Source organism: Terrabacter sp. FW104-15G4B (assembly GCF_058790095.1).
Genome location: NZ_JBYTCI010000047.1, coordinates 1 through 15,091, shown reverse-complemented (window position 1 = coordinate 15,091; position 15,091 = coordinate 1). Strand labels below are relative to the sequence as shown.

Here is a 15,091-nt window from a genome sequence, read left to right as displayed (position 1 = left end):
GTCGAGTGGGCACTTTCCCCCGGGGACGTGTGTGGGAAGGTGCCCACTCGACGGGGTGAGTCGGTGGAGGCGCCGGAGGTTCGGGTGGTCGCTGTCGACGTGGTCGACCGGCCGGAGGGGCTCGACGGGCGCGTCGAGTGGGTGCGCTCCCCGGGCGGCGCCCACCTGCCCGCCGAGCTGAAAGACCTGCGTGACGCCCTCGTCATCGCGCACGAGTGGCTCGACGTCGTGCCCTGCACCGTGGCGGAGGTCGACGCCGACGGCAGGCCGCGCGAGGTCCTCGTCGACCCCGCGACCGGGGAGGAGTCCCTCGGCGCCCCCCTCTCCGACGCTGACCGCCGCTGGGCCGACCGCCACTGGCCCACCACGACGCCGGGTGACCGCCTCGAGGTCGGCCTCGCCCGCGACCAGGCCTGGGCCGACCTGGTCTCCCGCGTCAGCTCCGGCACGCTCGTCGCCGTGGACTACGGCCACACGGCAACGACACGTCCGCGCGCGGGGACGCTCACGGCATACGCACGCGGGCGGCTCACCACACCCGTGCCCGACGGGACGTGCGACGTGACGGCGCACGTCGCGATGGACACTCTCGACGCCGACGAGGTGCGCACCCAACGGGAGTCGCTGCGCGCGCTCGGGCTGACGGGCGCGACCCCGCCGCACGCGCTGGCCACCGCTGACCCGCTCGCCTACCTCGCCGCCCTCGAAGGGGCGAGCGCCGAGGCGCGGCTGCTGGACCGCGACCGCTACGGGGGCTTCTGGTGGGCGGTGAAGCGCGTCCGCGGGCACGACGTAACGTAGGTCGTATGCGTCGTCTCGCCTTCGCGCTGATCGCCCTCGGCCTCCTCGTCGCGGTGCCCACCACGGCGTTCGCCCACGACGTGCTCGAGCGCACCAACCCGGCGGACGGGACGACCGTGACGCGGCTGCCCGGGGCGGTGACCCTCACCTTCGCGGAGGCGCCGGTCGCGCTGGGCACGCAGATCGTCGTCAGCGGGCCGTCGGGCGACGTGTCGTCCGGAGCCCCGACCCTGAAGGGGCGCGACGTGACCCAGCCCATCTCGCCCAGCGCGCCGGCGGGTGACTACACCGTCACCTACCGGGTCACCTCGGACGACGGGCACCCGGTGAGCGGCACGTTCTCCTTCCACGCGAGCATCGGGCTCGACGGCTCGACGGCGACGGCGGGCGCGACGGTGCACGTCAGACCGGCCCCCGGTACCGCCGACGGGCAGGGCGCCCCGCTCGTGCCCATCCTGCTGACCATCGTCGGCACGGTCGTGCTGTTCGGCGTCGCGGGCTACCTGGTGATCCGCAGCCGCGAGGCCGACCGCGCCTGAACTCGCCCCGTCAGTCCGGTTGTGGCAGAGGCTGGTTGAGGAACCAGCGATGGCCGAAGGGGTCATGGAAGACCGCGAGCCGGCCGATGGGCGGGTTGTCCGCGGGCGGCCGGTCTATCGTCGCCCCACCCTCCTGCGCCCGGCGGCAGCGTCCGTCCACATCGGTCACGGCGAGGTGCAGCGTCACGGCATTCCCGCGCCCGGGGTCGGGTGGTGCGACGCCCGCCGTCTCGAAAGCGTCCGACATCATCCAACGGGCGCCGTCGACGGCCAGCTCGCAGTGGCCCACGTGCCCGTCGTCCATGACGATCGGTTCGACGGTCACCTCGGCCCCGAGGTGCTCGCGGTACCACTCGATCGCGGCCCACGAGTCAGCCACGCAGATGTAGGGCGTCAGCTCAGTCACGACGTTTCTCCTCGATCGGTTGCTCCTGTCCAGCTTCCTCGGTCCGTGCGCTGACGACGAGGCGCTCGTAGCCCCGGAGCACGAACGTGGGGCGCCGCACCGCCTCGACCACTTCTAGCGACGCGAGCCGCTCCAGCAGGGCGCGGGTCGAGATCTGCAGCTCCATTCGGGCGAGGGGCGCCCCGAGGCAGAAGTGGATGCCGGCGCCGAAGGCGAGGTGCGGGTTCGGGTCGCGGTCAGCGACGAAGCGGTCGGGGTCGGTGAAGACCGCGGGATCCCGGTTGGCGGCCCCGAGCAGGGCCGCCACCTTCTGGCCGGCCCGCACCTTGACGCCCTGGAGCTCGACGTCGCTGGTGGCAGTGCGCTCGAAGAGGTGGAGCGGGGAGTCGTGGCGCAGCATCTCCTCGACGAGGCGCTCGACGACCTCCGGGTCGTCGAGGCCCGCGAGCACGACGTCGAGCTGCGAGCGGTCAGCGAGCAGGGAGGCGAGGCCGTTGCCGAAGCCGTTGACGCTGGCCTCGTGGCCGGCGTTGAGCAGCAGCACGACGGTCGCGACCAGCTCGCGGGGCGACAGGCGGTCACCGCCATCCCGCTCCTGGACGAGGGAGGTGAGCAGGTCGTCACCGGGGTCGGTGGCCCGTTCGCTCGCGAGCGCCTCGACGTAGGAGGCGAACTCGTCGCACGCACGTTGTGCGTCCTCTTGGGCCCTCGCGTCCGGGTCCACCTCGTACATCCGGACGATGGCCTGCGACCAGTCGCGCAGCCGCTTCCAGTCGGAGGTCGGGGCGCCGAGCAGCTCGCAGATGACGAGGACGGGCAGCGGCTCGGCATAGGCGGCGACGATGTCGACGCGCCCGTCGCGGTCGAGCCCCCGCTCGAGCTCCTCGAGCAGGCCAGCTGCGATTTCCTCGACCCGGGGTCGCAGACGGGCCACGTGGCCGCGGCCGAAGGCGCCGGCCACGAGCCGGCGCAGCCTCGTGTGCTTCGGCGGCTCGGAGTCGAGGATCGAGTCGGCGTGCAACCAGTCGAACGTCGTCCACCGGTCGTCGCCGCGCGACCGCGGACGCAGGATGCGGCCCAGCCGGCGGTCACGCAGCACACCGCCCGCCGCCGCGTGCGTCGTCGTCACCCAGAGTCCCAGACCGTCGTGCCAGAGCACCGGACCCTGCTCCCGCGCGGCCGCGAGCGCCGGGTACGGGTCGGCGACGAGGGCCGGGTCGCGCAGGTCGAACGAGACGGTCACCCCCACACTCTGCCCGACCGGGGGCGACCCGGCGAGGGCCACACGGCATACCACAGCGGTGTGGGCCGTAGGCTCGGGCTCATGACGGAGACCACCGCCTCGTCGCCGCGCCAGCGTCAGGCGCTGACCGTCGGCATCGGCGCGGGCGGGCTGGCGACGGCCGACATGGTGCTCAACATCGGCCCGCAGCACCCGGCCACGCACGGCGTCCTGCGGCTGCGGATCGTCGTCGACGGCGAGCGGATCGTCAGCGCCGAGCCGATCATCGGCTACATGCACCGCGGCGCCGAGAAGCTCTTCGAGGTGCGCGACTACCGCCAGATCATCGTCCTGGCCAACCGCCACGACTGGCTGAGCGCCTTCTCCAACGAGCTCGGCGTCGTGCTCGGCGTCGAGCAGATGCTCGGCATGGAGGTGCCTGAGCGGGCCGTCTGGGCGCGCACCGCCCTGGCCGAGCTCAACCGGGTGCTCAACCACCTGATGTTCCTCGGCTCCTACCCCCTCGAGCTCGGCGCCATCACGCCCGTCTTCCACGCCTTCCGCGAGCGCGAGGAGTTGCAGGCCGTCATGGAGGAGGTGTCCGGCGGGCGCATCCACTACATGTTCAACCGCGTCGGAGGCCTCAAGGAGGACCTCCCCGCCGGCTGGATGGGGCGCGTGGACAAGGCGATCGCCAACGTCCGCAAGCGCCTGCCCGACCTCGAGCGGCTCATCGTCGGCAACGAGATCCTCGAGGCGCGCACGCGCAGTGTCGGGGTGCTCTCCCGCGAGACCGTCCAGGCGTACGGCGTCTCCGGCCCCATCGCGCGAGCCAGCGGGCTGAACGTCGACCTGCGGCGGGACGCTCCCTACCTCGCCTACGGCGAGCTGTTCGGACCGAAGGGCCCCGGCCGGGTCGTCACCCGCACGGCCGGTGACTGCCTCGCCCGCCTCGAGGTGCTGCTCGAGCAGGTGCACGTCTCGCTCGACCTGGCGCAGGCCTGCCTCGACCGGCTCGTCCAGCTGCCGCAGGGCCCGATCAACGTCAAGCTGCCCAAGGTGCTCAAGGTCCCCGAGGGCGAGATCTACTGCGCCACCGAGAACCCCCTCGGCTTCAACGGCTACTACCTCGTCTCCCGCGGCGAGAAGACCCCCTGGCGCCTCAAGCTGCGGTCGGCCTCCTTCAACAACGTCAGCGTGCTGGCCGAGATGCTGCCCGGGCAGCTGATCTCCGACATGGTCGCGATCCTCGGCTCGATGTTCTTCGTCGTCGGGGACATCGACAAGTGAACGGTCGTATGCCGTCCGGCCGGCCCTCGCGCGCCACGCTCCTGCGCGCGGTCGCCGTCACCGTCATCACCGCGACCGTCACGCTGGCGGCGGCCTGCTCCGACGAGGACACCGTCGACACGATCCCCCCGCCGTGGCCGACCCGCACCACCACCCCGGACGGCCCGCCCAAGCCGCCGTCGGTCAGCACGGCGCCGTCGCCGACGTCGACGGCAACCATCGCCGGCACGACCTGATCCGCGCTCGCCGGCGAACGGCAGGTCGTATGCCGTCCGGTGGCGTGATCACCCCACCGGACGCAGGACCACGCCGCAGTTCAGGGCGGGGTTCACGCCGCCGGCCGTGCTGCGGGTCAGCTCGGCGGCTCGGACTCGTCCTCCTCGTCGTCGCGCGGGCGGACTCGGCACCAGCTCTGGACGACCATGCCCGCCGACGCGAGCAGCAGAGCCACGACGGTGTGGACGGCGAAGGGCCAGATGCGGGCGCGCTGCGAGTCGACGTCGGCGTCGGGGAGCAGGACGAGGATGTTCGCGACGTACCAGCCGACGAGGGCCGCGCCGGTGAGGGCACCGGCCTGGCCGAGCACGAGCGTGCGGGCCGCCCGCAGCGGCGTGACCGCCGCGCTCGGCGCGCCGTCGCGCACCCGGCGCACCTGCAGGCCGGCGGCGAGCAGGCCGCCCGCGAGGAAGACCATCGCGACCGCACCCAGCCAGCCGGGGTCGGGTAGCAGGTTGCCCCCAGACAGGAACCAGCGCAGGACGAGCCAGGCGAGCACCATCATCGCCACGGCCGCGAGCACGAGCGCCGTGACGCGGACGCCGTTGTGAGGTCTCACGGCTGCTCCCATCGGGGACCGGGACGCACGCCCGATCGGTCGAGGTCGGACAGCAGGTCGACCACCGGGCGTATGCCGTCGCGTCCCTCGGCGACGCGCAGCGTGGCCCGCGGGTCGGCGTCGAGCCATGGGACGAGCACGAAGGCACGCTCGCGCGCTCGGGGGTGCGGCAGCGTCAGCTCCGGGTCCGCGCGGACGACCTCGCGGTGGCCGCCGGGAATGCCGTACTGGATGAGGTCGAGGTCAAGGGTTCTCGCGCCCCAGCGGATCTCACGAGTACGCCCATGATTTGCCTCGATGCGATGGAGCTCGACGAGCAGGTCGTGCGGATGCAGCAGGGACCGGGCCGTGACGACGGCGTTGAGGTACTCCGGCTGCTCCGGGCCACCGACGGGGTCGGTCGCGACGATGTCGGACACCGCCGTCAGCGTCAGCCCGGGGAGCGCAGTCAGGGCGGCGACCGCATCGACGAGGGTCTCTCCGCGGTCGCCGAGGTTGCTTCCGAGGGCGATGACCGCGTGGGCGGCGTTCCTGCGCTCGACGCGCACCTGGACGTCGGTGAAGGGATGGCCCACAGGGGCTTCCGGCTTGTGCACGACGACCTCGACCTCTTCGACAAGGTCGTGCCGGAGCACGTCGTCGGCGATGACCTCGGCGAGACGTTCTATGAGGTCGAAGGACGGACCGGTGATCCGGGCGACGACGTCGCTCGCCACCTCCGCGTAGTTGACGGTGGCCCCGAGCGCGTCGGTGCGCCCGGCGGGCTCGAGGTCGCACCTCATCGTCACGTCGACGACGAAGGTCTGGCCGTCGCGCTTCTCGACGTCGAGCACGCCGTGGTTGCCGCGGGCCGTGACGCCCTGCAGCACGATGCGGTCGGCCATCAGCGCTGGTCCCCGATGGCGTCCGTGTCGTCCGTGTCTTCCGTGTCTTCCGTGTCGTCCGGCTCGGCGGGGGCGTGCTCGAGGGCGGCCTGCACCACCGTGAGCGCCCGCGCGGTGGAGGCGACGTCATGGACGCGCACGCACCAGAGCCCGGCCATGGCCGCCATGACGGAGGTCGCCGTCGTCTCGACGTCGCGCTCGGCGGCGGGTCGCGGGACAGCCCCCTCGGCGCGGCCCAGCCGTCCGAGGAAGGTCTTGCGGGAGGCCCCGAGCAGGATCGGGTGCCCGAGCTCGTGCAGCACCGGGAGGGCGGCCATCAGGGCCCAGTTGTGCTCGGCGTTCTTGGCGAAGCCCAGGCCGGGGTCGAGCACGAGGCCGTTCTCGTCGACGCCCGCCTCGAGCAGCTCGTCGCGCCGCTGGCCGAGCTCGCGCAGGACGTCCTCGACGACGTCGTCGTAGACCGCACGCGACTGCATCTGCGTGCTGTGCCCGCGCCAGTGCATCGCGACGAAGGGCAGCCGGTTCGCTGCGACCCAGGGCACCATCTCGGGGTCGGCGAGACCGCCGGAGACGTCGTTGACGATGGAGGCGCCGGCCTCGACCGCCGCCCGGGCGACGGCGGCTCGCATCGTGTCGATGGACACGACGGCGCCGTCGGCAGCGAGCGCGGCGACGACGGGGACGACCCGCCGCAGCTCCTCCTCGACGGAGGGTCGCTCGGCTCCGGGACGGGTCGACTCTCCCCCGACGTCGATGATGTCGGCGCCGTCGGCGAGCACGTCCCGCCCGTGCGCGACGGCGGCGTCCTGCTCGAACCACTCCCCGCCGTCGGAGAAGGAGTCCGGGGTCACGTTGACGACGCCCATGACCAGCGTGCGGTCGCGCACGCCGAGCAGTGTCGTCGCGTCGGGTGCTGTGGAGGTCGCGCGCTCGGTCACTTGTTGCCCTCGAGCATGAGTGCCATGGCCTCTGCTCGAGTGGCCGCGTCGCGCAGCTGGCCGCGGACCGCCGAGGTGATCGTGCTCGCTCCCGGCTTGCGGATGCCGCGCATCGACATGCACAGGTGCTCCGCCTGGACGACGACGATGACGCCCTGCACGTCGAGGTGCTCGACCAGGGCGTCGGCGATCTGGGTCGTCAGGCGCTCCTGCACCTGCGGGCGACGCGCATACACCTCGACGAGCCTGGCGAGCTTGGACAGCCCGGTGACGCGGCCGTCCTTGCTCGGGATGTAGCCCACGTGCGCCACCCCGTGGAAGGGCACGAGGTGGTGCTCGCACGTGCTGTAGAGCTCGATGTCCCGCACGATGACGAGCTCCTGGTGGTCGATCTCGAACGTCGTGTCGAGCACGTCGGACGCGGTCATGTCGAGCCCCGCGTAGATCTCGGAGAACGACCGGGCCACCCGGCCCGGGGTGTCGAGCAGGCCCTCACGTTCGGGGTCCTCACCGATGGCCAGGAGCAGCTCACGGACGGCCGCCTCGGCGCGCGCCTGGTCTATCGGCACGCGTCAGCCCTTCTCGTCGGGGTTGACGGGACGGTCGTTCGGGACCTCGATGACCTGCTCGGCGGGGTGCTCCTCCGCGAGCGGGTGGTCGCCGACCGAGGCGGCCTCGTCGATCTTCTCCTCGAGCTCCTTGTCGGGCGGGACCGGCGCCGGCAGGTGGCCGTTCTGGCCGCCGGAGCCGTTGCGGGCGGCGATCTCGGCGGGCGTCAGCACCGGCGGCCGGTCGCTGAGCTGGCGCGTCTGCGACGAGAGCCAGAGCGGCCTCGGCGGCTGCTTGACGATGGGCTTGAACAGCGCCGCGAGCTCGTGGACGTTGAGCGTCTCCTTCTCGAGCAGCTCCAGCACGAGGTGGTCGAGCAGGTCGCGGTTGGCGTTGAGGGCGGCATACGCCTCGTCGTGCGCGGCGTCGATGAGGGCACGGACCTCCTCGTCGACGATGCGGGCGACCTCCTCGGAGTAGTCGCGCTGGTGACCCATGTCGCGGCCGAGGAAGACCTCGCCGGTGCTCTGGCCGAGCTTGATGGCGCCGACGCGCGAGGACATGCCGAACTCGGTGACCATCTTGCGGGCCATCCCGGTGGCCTTCTCGATGTCGTTGCTCGCACCTGTGGTGGGCTCGTGGAAGACGATCTCCTCGGCGACGCGGCCGCCGAGGGCGTACGCGAGCTGGTCGAGGATCTCGTTGCGCGTCGTGGAGTACTTGTCGTCGATCGGCATCACCATCGTGTAGCCGAGCGCACGACCGCGCGGGAGGATCGTGATCTTCGTGACCGGGTCGGTGTGGTTGAGCGCCGCGGCGACCAGGGCGTGCCCGCCCTCGTGGTAGGCAGTGATCTTGCGTTCCTTGGCCGACATGATGCGGGTGCGCTTCTGCGGGCCGGCGATGACGCGGTCGATGGCCTCGTCGAGGGCCTCGTTGTCGATGACCTTCTTGTCGCTGCGGGCGGTCAGCAGCGCGGCCTCGTTGAGGACGTTGGCGAGGTCGGCGCCGGTGAAGCCCGGCGTGCGCCGGGCGACGGCGAGCAGGTCGACGTCGGCCGTGACGGGCTTGCCCTGGGCGTGGACCTCGAGGATCCGGTGGCGGCCGATCATGTCGGGCGCGTCGACGGCGATCTGGCGGTCGAAGCGGCCGGGACGCAGCAGGGCGGGGTCGAGGATGTCGGGACGGTTGGTGGCGGCGATGAGGATGACGTTGGTCTTGACGTCGAAGCCGTCCATCTCGACGAGCAGCTGGTTGAGGGTCTGCTCGCGCTCGTCGTGGCCGCCGCCCATGCCGGCGCCGCGGTGGCGTCCCACGGCGTCGATCTCGTCGACGAAGACGATGGCGGGCGCGTTGGCCTTGGCCTGCTCGAAGAGGTCGCGCACGCGGCTCGCACCGACGCCGACGAACATCTCGACGAAGTCGGAGCCGGAGATCGAGTAGAACGGGACGCCGGCCTCACCGGCGACGGCGCGCGCGAGCAGCGTCTTGCCGGTGCCGGGCTGGCCGTACAGCAGCACGCCCTTGGGGATCTTCGCGCCGACGGCGAGGAACTTCGCGGGCTCCTGGAGGAACTCCTTGATCTCCTGGAGCTCCTCGATGGCCTCGTCGCAGCCGGCGACGTCGGCGAAGGTCACCTTGGGGGTGTCCTTGGTCGCGAGCTTGGCCCGCGACTTGCCGAACTGCATGACGCGGTTGCCGCCGCCCTGCATCTGGCCCATCAGGAACCAGAAGAGGCCGAGGATGATGATGATCGGCAGGATGGACACGAGCAGCGAGCCGAACCAGCTGGGCTCGTCGATCTGGTCGTCCACGCCCTTCGTCGGCGGCTTGGCGTTGAGGGCGTTCACGACGTCACCGCCGCGGGCCTCGACGTAGTAGGCGTAGACGGACTTCGCGTCCTTCACCGTGCCGTCGGGCGAGGTGTACGGCGTCTTGAGGGTCAGCTCCATGCGCTCGTTGTTGACCAGCTTGGCCGACTCGACGTTGCCGGCGGCGATCTGCTGCATGGCAGCCGACGTGTCGATCCGGGGCGGGCCGGACTCGGAGAACATCATGCCGAAGACGAGCGCGCTGATGAGGACCAAGATCCACAACAGTGGTGTGCGCAGAATCCGCTTAGCGTCCATGTACGTGCGGGGCCGGTGTGGCCCCGGTCCTCCTGCTCGTCCGGTGAGATGATCCACCGACACAACGTCCGGCGGAGTACCAGTGTTCCGCATGCGGTGCGCCGGTGACCAACCACTCCGTACAGGGTTCCGCCGCAGCCGAAGCCCTGGGGGAGTATGCCGCCGCGCCGACTGGCGTTGTGGCCATACCCGCCTGCCCCGGCGGCCACACGCGTGGGCTCCGCGTCGCCCGCACGTTCTGAGCCGTCCCGACACTCCCCCTCTCGCACCGAACGCGGCGTTCGGTGCCGAATTCGCTGTGCTACCAGTGAGTTCGGGCTCGAACGCGGCGTTCGGTGGCTACGAGTCGGGGGTTCGGCGCTTCTAGGGGGTGGCGGCGCGCAGGGCCTCGAGGACACGGCGGTCGATGCCGTCGGGGCTGAGGCGGGCCTCGTAGTTCGCGTTGCCGGCCCAGTCGGCCAGGGCCGTCGCCACGTCGTCGTCGGTGAAGCCGGCGCGGGCAAGCCGCTCGCGCACCTCGTCGGCGAGGTCGCCCTCGAGCGGCTGGACGTCCTCGGGCTTGCCGAAGTACATCTCCCAGTCCGAGAGCAGCCGGCCCAGCTCGGTCACGGGGTCGGCGTGGTCGTCGACGCGCAGGTCGGCGAGCACCCCGCAGCCGTCGTAGCCGGAGCCCGGCTCGACGGCATACATGGCTGCTCCTTGACGCCCACGCGAGTCGCCGCCTGCGTCGTCACCTGCGACGAGCGCGGCCAGGAGCCGCCTCGCCAGGGGCTGCCCCGCGGAGTCGTGCCAGGCCCGCTCCATCGCCTCGACGACCTCGGGCCCGGTCAGGATGTTGCCCTGGATGGCGTATGCCGCGTCGCCGTCGTCCCGCGCGACCCCACCGGCCCAGTCGTTGCACTCTGAGCCGGTGAAGGTGTCTGCACTGTCCGCGCCGACGACGCCGACCTGGCGCGTCTCGCGGCCCTCGTCGAGCGCGGTGGCGGCAGCCAGCGCCTCCGGTGCCTTCTCCCCCGCCGCCAGTCGGCCGAGCAGCTCGTCGCGGTACGCGTAGCGGGCGAAGGACTGGGTCGCGACGGCGCCGACGCCGATGCGTGCTGCGGGAACGACGGCGCCCACGGCGAGGAACTTGCTGGCGACGGCGACGCCGTAGGCGTCGCCCTGCCGCGCGACGATGGAGAAGGTCATGGCTCGCTTCCGGCTCAGGCGTAGACGTGCGGTGCGAGGGTGCCGACGCAGCGCAGGTTGCGGTACTTCTCGGCATAGTCGAGGCCGTAGCCGACGACGAACTCGTTGGGGATGTCGAAGCCCACGTACTTGACCGGGATGTCGACCTTGACGACGTCGGGCTTGCGCAGCAGGGTGCAGATCTCGACCGAGGCCGGCTTGCGCGACTCGAGGTTGGACTTGATCCACGACAGGGTCAGGCCCGAGTCGATGATGTCCTCGACGATCAGGACGTGGCGGCCGCTGATGTCGGTGTCGAGGTCCTTGAGGATGCGCACGACGCCGGAGGACTTGGTGCCGGAGCCGTAGGACGAGACCGCCATCCAGTCCATCGGGGCGGTGCCGGGCAGGGCGCGCATGAGGTCGGCCATCACGACGACGGCGCCCTTGAGGACACCGACGAGCAGGAATTCCCTGCCCTCGTAGTCCTTCCAGATGTCGGCGGCGAGCTCTGCGAGCCGGGCCTGGATCTGCTCCTCGGTGAGCAGGACCTTGGCCAGGTCGTCTCCCATGTGCTCGTGGTCCACGAAGGCTCCTCGATGTGGTGCGGGGTCGTGCGGGCGGGTCCATTCAACCGCACCCGTACGGGCGCTCAGGCGTCGGCGGTCTCGCGCAGCGGGCTGAACCGGATCGCCCCTGCAGTGCGGGCGACGGCGATGCCGCCCGGCACGTGCAGCGGGCCCTGTCCGTGCCAGGAGGTGAGCAGGGCGTCAAGGGACTCGACGTGGGCCGCACTGACGTCGGCCAGCGGCGCGCCGGCCTCGGCTGCCAGCAGCCGCCACACCCGGGTGCGGATCGCCCGGGGCAACGCGGACAGGGCCTCGAGGTCGACGCCCTCGCCGTCGGGGCCGGCGGGAAGCTCGGCCCGGGCCGTGATGGCGAGGCTCTCGAGGTAGTCGGCGTCCTCGCGCAGCAGGTCGGCGCTGCGGGCGAGAGCGGCCCCGAAACCGGGTCCGAGGTCGCACTCGAGCGTGGCCAGCAGCCGCCGGGCGCGGACCCGGCGGAAGGAGTCGTCGGTGTTGTGGGGGTCCTCCCACGGGTCGATGCCGTATGCCGCGCAGGCGGCCAGCGTCGTGGCGCGCGGCAAGGCGAGGAGGGGGCGGACGAAGCGGTCGCGGCGCACCGGCATACCGCTGAGGGAGCGAGCGCCCGAGCCCCGGGAGAGGCCGAGCAGCACCTGCTCGGCCTGGTCGTCGCGCGTGTGGCCGATCAGGACCATGGAGGCGCCCACGCGGTCCGCGACGGACTCGATGGCCGCGTAACGCGCATTCCGGGCGTCCGCCTCGAGACCCGCCCCGCTCGTGCGCACCTCGGCGCGCACGACCTCGACCGGGTCGAGCCCCAGCTCCCGGCAGAGCGCCGCGGCGTTCCGCGCGACCTCGTCGGAGCGCTCCTGCAGGGCGTGGTCGACGACGACGGCTCCCCCACGGACGCCGCAGCGCGGCGCCTCGAAGGCGAGTGCTGCCGCGAGCGCCACCGAGTCGGGGCCGCCCGAGCAGGCGACGAGGACGACGGCTCCCTCGGGGACGTCGGCGAGGTGCTCACGCACGGCGAGCCGGGTGGCGGCGACGGCAGGGTCCGGACCGGTCATGTCGGGGCCTCGCACCGCTCAGCCGTGGACCCGGCGCACCCAGGCGTCCGGCTCGAGGATCTCGGCCGCGTGTGGCAGGGTCTCGGGCGAGGTCCACACGGCGTTGAAGCCGTCCCGGCCCACCTGGTCGGTCACGGCGCGCACGAAGACGGCTCCGTCGCGGTACTGCCGCATCTTCGCCTCGAGGCCGAGGAGCTTGCGCAGCAGCCGGTCGACACCCACCGCGCTGTTGCGGCGCTGGTCGAACTTGCGGCGGATCTCCGCGACACTCGGGATGACGACCGGACCGACGGCATCCATGACGACGTCGGCGTGTCCCTCGAGCAGCGACATGACGGCGGTCAGCTCCGCGATCTGCGCCTTCTGCTCAGGCGTCGCGAAGAGCTGGCCGATGCCCTCTCCGGAGCTGAACACCTCCGGAAGGTTGCGCGTCAGCTGCTCGAAGCGCCGGGACAGGTCCTCCGGGGTCGGGGCCAGGTCGACGGCGAGCGCCTGGGTGCGGGCGACCAGGTGGTCGCGCAGCCACGGCACCGCCGTGAACTGCACCCGGTGCGTCTCCTCGTGCATGGCCACCCAGCGGCGGAAGTCGGTCGGGTCCACCTCCAGGCGCCGTTCGGTGGCCACGATGTTGGGCGCGACGAGCAGCAGGCGCGGCGTGCCCCCGGGCGCGAGGTCGTACTGTCCCAGCACCTTGCTGGAGAGGAAGGCGAGCAGGCCGCCCATCTCGGCGCCGGTCACCTTGCCGCCGATGGCCGAGACCGTGGCGTTCGTCTGCGACTTCTTCGTGCTCCTGGCCGCGTTGAGCTTGTCCACGACGGGGTCCAGCATCGAGCGGAACGAGTCGACGTTGGCACTGATCCAGCCCGCCCGGTCGACCACGAGCGGGGGCGGGGCGTCGGCCGGGGCCCTCAGGTCGCTCGTCTCGGCGACCGGCGCGACGGCAGCGGCCGCGGCCGCGCGCAGGTCGGCGACGATGGCGGCGGCCTCGTCGCTCGAGACCTGGGGCCCGGGGTTGACGATCGCGCGCCCGGTCCGCTTGGCGAACTCGTAGTCGACGGAGGCAGCTGGTGCACCACCCCCCGGACGGTCGGGACCGCTGGCGCGCTCTGGGGTCGGGAGGGTCGTGTCGGTCATGCCAGCCCTTTCCGTGCCGAGACGGTTTCGGCGTCGCGTGGGGTGTTGGGGGCCGCTTGCTCCGGAGGCGGCCGCGAGCACGTCGCGAGGACCGGGCCCCGAGCGGCCCACCGGCCGGTCAGCGGCAACCGCAGGAGGCGATCGCCGCTACAAACCGGTCCAACGCCGCTCGCGCGTCGTTGGTTCCCACTCCCGCGACCATACCCACGAAGACGAGCAGGCGACCGTCGTCGTCGACGACGCTGCCGGCGAGGGCGTTGGCCCCCGTCAGGGTGCCGGTCTTTGCCCGGGCGCGACCGGCCGCGTCGTGGTTCGCGCCCGTGAAGCGGTCGGCCAGGGTGCCGGTGAGGCCGCCGATCGGCAGGCCGTCGAAGGCCCTGCGCAGCACCGGGTGGCTCCCGTCGTAGCCGAGGACGAGCACGTCGGACAGCAGGGCGGCCCGGACCCTGTTCTCGCGGGAGAGCCCGCTCGCGTCGGAGAGCGCGGTGCCGGCGGTGTCCAGCCCCAGCGCCGCCACCTGCGACACGACCCAGGCGCCGACCGCGGCGAAGTCCGTGCCGGCCCCGGCGCGGTAGGCGCCCTGCCGGGCCAAGATCTCGGTGAGGGCGTTGTCGCTGTCGGTCAGTGCGAGGGCCAGCTGGTCCTGGACGGGCGCCGACTCCACGCTGCCGAGGACCGTCCCGGGACCCGTGGTCGTGGGGCCGGCGGTCGCCGTCTCGCCGGGAGCGGTGCCGGTGGAGGTGCCGGTGGAGGTGCCGGTGGACGTGCTGGTGGCAGCCGGTGAGGACGTCTCGGGCACCGTGCCCCGTGGCGCGACGGTGACGCCGATCCCCCGCGCCTGCAGCAGACGCGCGAAGAGCGCCCGCACCGACGCGACCGGGTCGGCAGGCCCCGGCGCGCCGCCACGCGCACGCTGGCTCGAGAGCCCCAGCATCGCGACGGCGCCGGTGATGCCGGAGCTGCGGAACGTCGGCGCCCACGTGGGCGCCGTCGTCGGCCCGGCGGCATACGTCTCGTCGACGTGGAGCGTCACCTTCCGGGTGCCGCGGCTCTTCAAGGCCGACGCGACCTGGTCGGCGAGGTCGCCGAGCCCGGCGTGCCCGGCGACGGCGTCCGGGTTGCCCTTGCCCGGGTCGAGCAGCGAGTCACCGCCCGCGACGAGGACGACGTCGTCGGGGGCAGTGCCCTCGCGGACGACGGTGCGCAGCCTCGCGCCGGCGTCGAAGGACTGGCTGATGGCGGCCGCCGAGAGGAGCTTCGTCGTCGACGCGGGGATGCGCGGCTGCGCGCCTGACTGGTCGAGGAGCACCTGCCCGGTCTGCCCGTCCCGGACGACGAGGGCGGAGTCCCGCAGCGCCGGCAGCGCCCGCACCTGGGCGAGCGCCCTCAGGACCCCCGCAGCGGACGGGGCGGCGGCGTCGCCGGCCAGGGGCGGCAGCGGCGCCGCCACCGAGGTCGACAGGGTCGGCTGCGGCACGAGCGGCAGGGTCCGCGGGGCCACCGTCTCGGTCGGCGGAGGGGGCGGCAGGGGACGCAGGGTCAGCAC

The 15,091-nt window shown here is 72.5% G+C and carries 16 protein-coding genes; 4 read left to right on the top strand and 12 right to left on the bottom strand.

The features are described 5' to 3' along the window. On the top strand, positions 1 to 801 hold an 801-nt coding region (locus AC3WRT_RS19885; protein ID WP_492725029.1), incomplete at its 5' end, for an SAM-dependent methyltransferase. Positions 802 to 806: 5 nt separating this feature from the next. Continuing rightward, positions 807 to 1,340 (top strand): copper resistance CopC family protein, encoded by a 534-nt coding sequence (locus tag AC3WRT_RS19880; protein WP_492725027.1) that lies wholly within the window; start codon positions 807 to 809, stop codon positions 1,338 to 1,340. 10 nt (positions 1,341 to 1,350) lie between these two features. Here the strand turns inward: AC3WRT_RS19880 and AC3WRT_RS19875 are convergent, their stop codons facing one another. Next, entirely contained in the window at positions 1,351 to 1,746 is a 396-nt protein-coding gene (locus tag AC3WRT_RS19875; protein ID WP_492725025.1) for a VOC family protein, read from the bottom strand. Beyond that, positions 1,739 to 2,989, bottom strand: a complete 1,251-nt coding sequence (locus AC3WRT_RS19870; RefSeq protein ID WP_492725023.1) for a cytochrome P450 — start codon at positions 2,987 to 2,989, stop codon at positions 1,739 to 1,741. Before AC3WRT_RS19870 ends, AC3WRT_RS19875 begins: the two co-directional genes overlap by 8 nt. A gap of 81 nt (positions 2,990 to 3,070) precedes the next feature. Here AC3WRT_RS19870 and AC3WRT_RS19865 point away from each other — a divergent pair, with 81 nt between their 5' ends. Next, positions 3,071 to 4,258 carry an NADH-quinone oxidoreductase subunit D gene (locus AC3WRT_RS19865; protein ID WP_492725021.1) on the top strand — a complete coding sequence of 396 codons (1,188 nt, stop codon included), beginning with the start codon at positions 3,071 to 3,073 and terminating at the stop codon, positions 4,256 to 4,258. A gap of 8 nt (positions 4,259 to 4,266) precedes the next feature. After that, the gene (locus AC3WRT_RS19860; RefSeq protein WP_492725019.1) at positions 4,267 to 4,494 is read left to right on the top strand and encodes a hypothetical protein; all 228 of its coding nucleotides are present in this window, start codon (positions 4,267 to 4,269) and stop codon (positions 4,492 to 4,494) included. A gap of 116 nt (positions 4,495 to 4,610) precedes the next feature. On the opposite strand, the gene AC3WRT_RS19855 is transcribed toward AC3WRT_RS19860, so the two are convergent. The 10 genes from AC3WRT_RS19855 to AC3WRT_RS19810 all read right to left on the bottom strand — a co-directional run. Beyond that, the gene (locus tag AC3WRT_RS19855) at positions 4,611 to 5,093 is read right to left on the bottom strand and encodes a DUF3180 domain-containing protein (RefSeq protein ID WP_492725017.1); all 483 of its coding nucleotides are present in this window, start codon (positions 5,091 to 5,093) and stop codon (positions 4,611 to 4,613) included. Further along, positions 5,090 to 5,977, bottom strand: a complete 888-nt coding sequence (gene folK / locus AC3WRT_RS19850) for a 2-amino-4-hydroxy-6-hydroxymethyldihydropteridine diphosphokinase (protein WP_492725015.1) — start codon at positions 5,975 to 5,977, stop codon at positions 5,090 to 5,092. Before folK ends, AC3WRT_RS19855 begins: the two co-directional genes overlap by 4 nt. After that, positions 5,977 to 6,843: a dihydropteroate synthase gene (gene folP, locus AC3WRT_RS19845; RefSeq protein WP_492725031.1), complete on the bottom strand. Its 867-nt coding sequence runs from the start codon at positions 6,841 to 6,843 to the stop codon at positions 5,977 to 5,979. Before folP ends, folK begins: the two co-directional genes overlap by 1 nt. Before the next feature lie 68 nt (positions 6,844 to 6,911). Then, positions 6,912 to 7,484, bottom strand: a complete 573-nt coding sequence (gene folE, locus AC3WRT_RS19840) for a GTP cyclohydrolase I FolE (RefSeq protein WP_492725013.1) — start codon at positions 7,482 to 7,484, stop codon at positions 6,912 to 6,914. Positions 7,485 to 7,487: 3 nt separating this feature from the next. Then, a complete protein-coding gene (ftsH, locus tag AC3WRT_RS19835) occupies positions 7,488 to 9,593 on the bottom strand; it encodes an ATP-dependent zinc metalloprotease FtsH (protein ID WP_492725011.1) in 2,106 nt (701 codons plus the stop codon). A gap of 363 nt (positions 9,594 to 9,956) precedes the next feature. Further along, positions 9,957 to 10,781 carry a DUF1028 domain-containing protein gene (locus AC3WRT_RS19830; RefSeq protein ID WP_492725010.1) on the bottom strand — a complete coding sequence of 275 codons (825 nt, stop codon included), beginning with the start codon at positions 10,779 to 10,781 and terminating at the stop codon, positions 9,957 to 9,959. A gap of 14 nt (positions 10,782 to 10,795) precedes the next feature. Next, the gene (gene hpt / locus AC3WRT_RS19825; RefSeq protein ID WP_492725008.1) at positions 10,796 to 11,347 is read right to left on the bottom strand and encodes a hypoxanthine phosphoribosyltransferase; all 552 of its coding nucleotides are present in this window, start codon (positions 11,345 to 11,347) and stop codon (positions 10,796 to 10,798) included. 65 nt (positions 11,348 to 11,412) lie between these two features. Next, positions 11,413 to 12,411 (bottom strand): tRNA lysidine(34) synthetase TilS, encoded by a 999-nt coding sequence (tilS, locus tag AC3WRT_RS19820; protein ID WP_492725006.1) that lies wholly within the window; start codon positions 12,409 to 12,411, stop codon positions 11,413 to 11,415. 18 nt (positions 12,412 to 12,429) lie between these two features. Next, positions 12,430 to 13,545: a zinc-dependent metalloprotease gene (locus AC3WRT_RS19815; protein WP_492725004.1), complete on the bottom strand. Its 1,116-nt coding sequence runs from the start codon at positions 13,543 to 13,545 to the stop codon at positions 12,430 to 12,432. A 118-nt stretch (positions 13,546 to 13,663) separates the two neighbouring features. Next, a partial coding sequence (locus AC3WRT_RS19810) for a D-alanyl-D-alanine carboxypeptidase/D-alanyl-D-alanine-endopeptidase (protein ID WP_492725002.1) occupies positions 13,664 to 15,091 on the bottom strand: 1,428 nt, incomplete at its 5' end.

Excerpts from the sequence above, each read along its gene's own strand:
- AC3WRT_RS19880 (WP_492725027.1), top strand. The coding sequence starts at position 807 with ATGCGTCGTCTCGCCTTCGCGCTGATCGCCCTCGGCCTCCTCGTCGCG.
- AC3WRT_RS19865 (WP_492725021.1), top strand. The coding sequence starts at position 3,071 with ATGACGGAGACCACCGCCTCGTCGCCGCGCCAGCGTCAGGCGCTGACC.
- AC3WRT_RS19860 (WP_492725019.1), top strand. The coding sequence starts at position 4,267 with ATGCCGTCCGGCCGGCCCTCGCGCGCCACGCTCCTGCGCGCGGTCGCC.
- folK (WP_492725015.1), bottom strand. The coding sequence starts at position 5,977 with ATGGCCGACCGCATCGTGCTGCAGGGCGTCACGGCCCGCGGCAACCAC.
- folP (WP_492725031.1), bottom strand. The coding sequence starts at position 6,843 with ATGGGCGTCGTCAACGTGACCCCGGACTCCTTCTCCGACGGCGGGGAG.
- ftsH (WP_492725011.1), bottom strand. The coding sequence starts at position 9,593 with ATGGACGCTAAGCGGATTCTGCGCACACCACTGTTGTGGATCTTGGTC.
- AC3WRT_RS19830 (WP_492725010.1), bottom strand. The coding sequence starts at position 10,781 with ATGACCTTCTCCATCGTCGCGCGGCAGGGCGACGCCTACGGCGTCGCC.
- tilS (WP_492725006.1), bottom strand. The coding sequence starts at position 12,411 with ATGACCGGTCCGGACCCTGCCGTCGCCGCCACCCGGCTCGCCGTGCGT.
- AC3WRT_RS19815 (WP_492725004.1), bottom strand. The coding sequence starts at position 13,545 with ATGACCGACACGACCCTCCCGACCCCAGAGCGCGCCAGCGGTCCCGAC.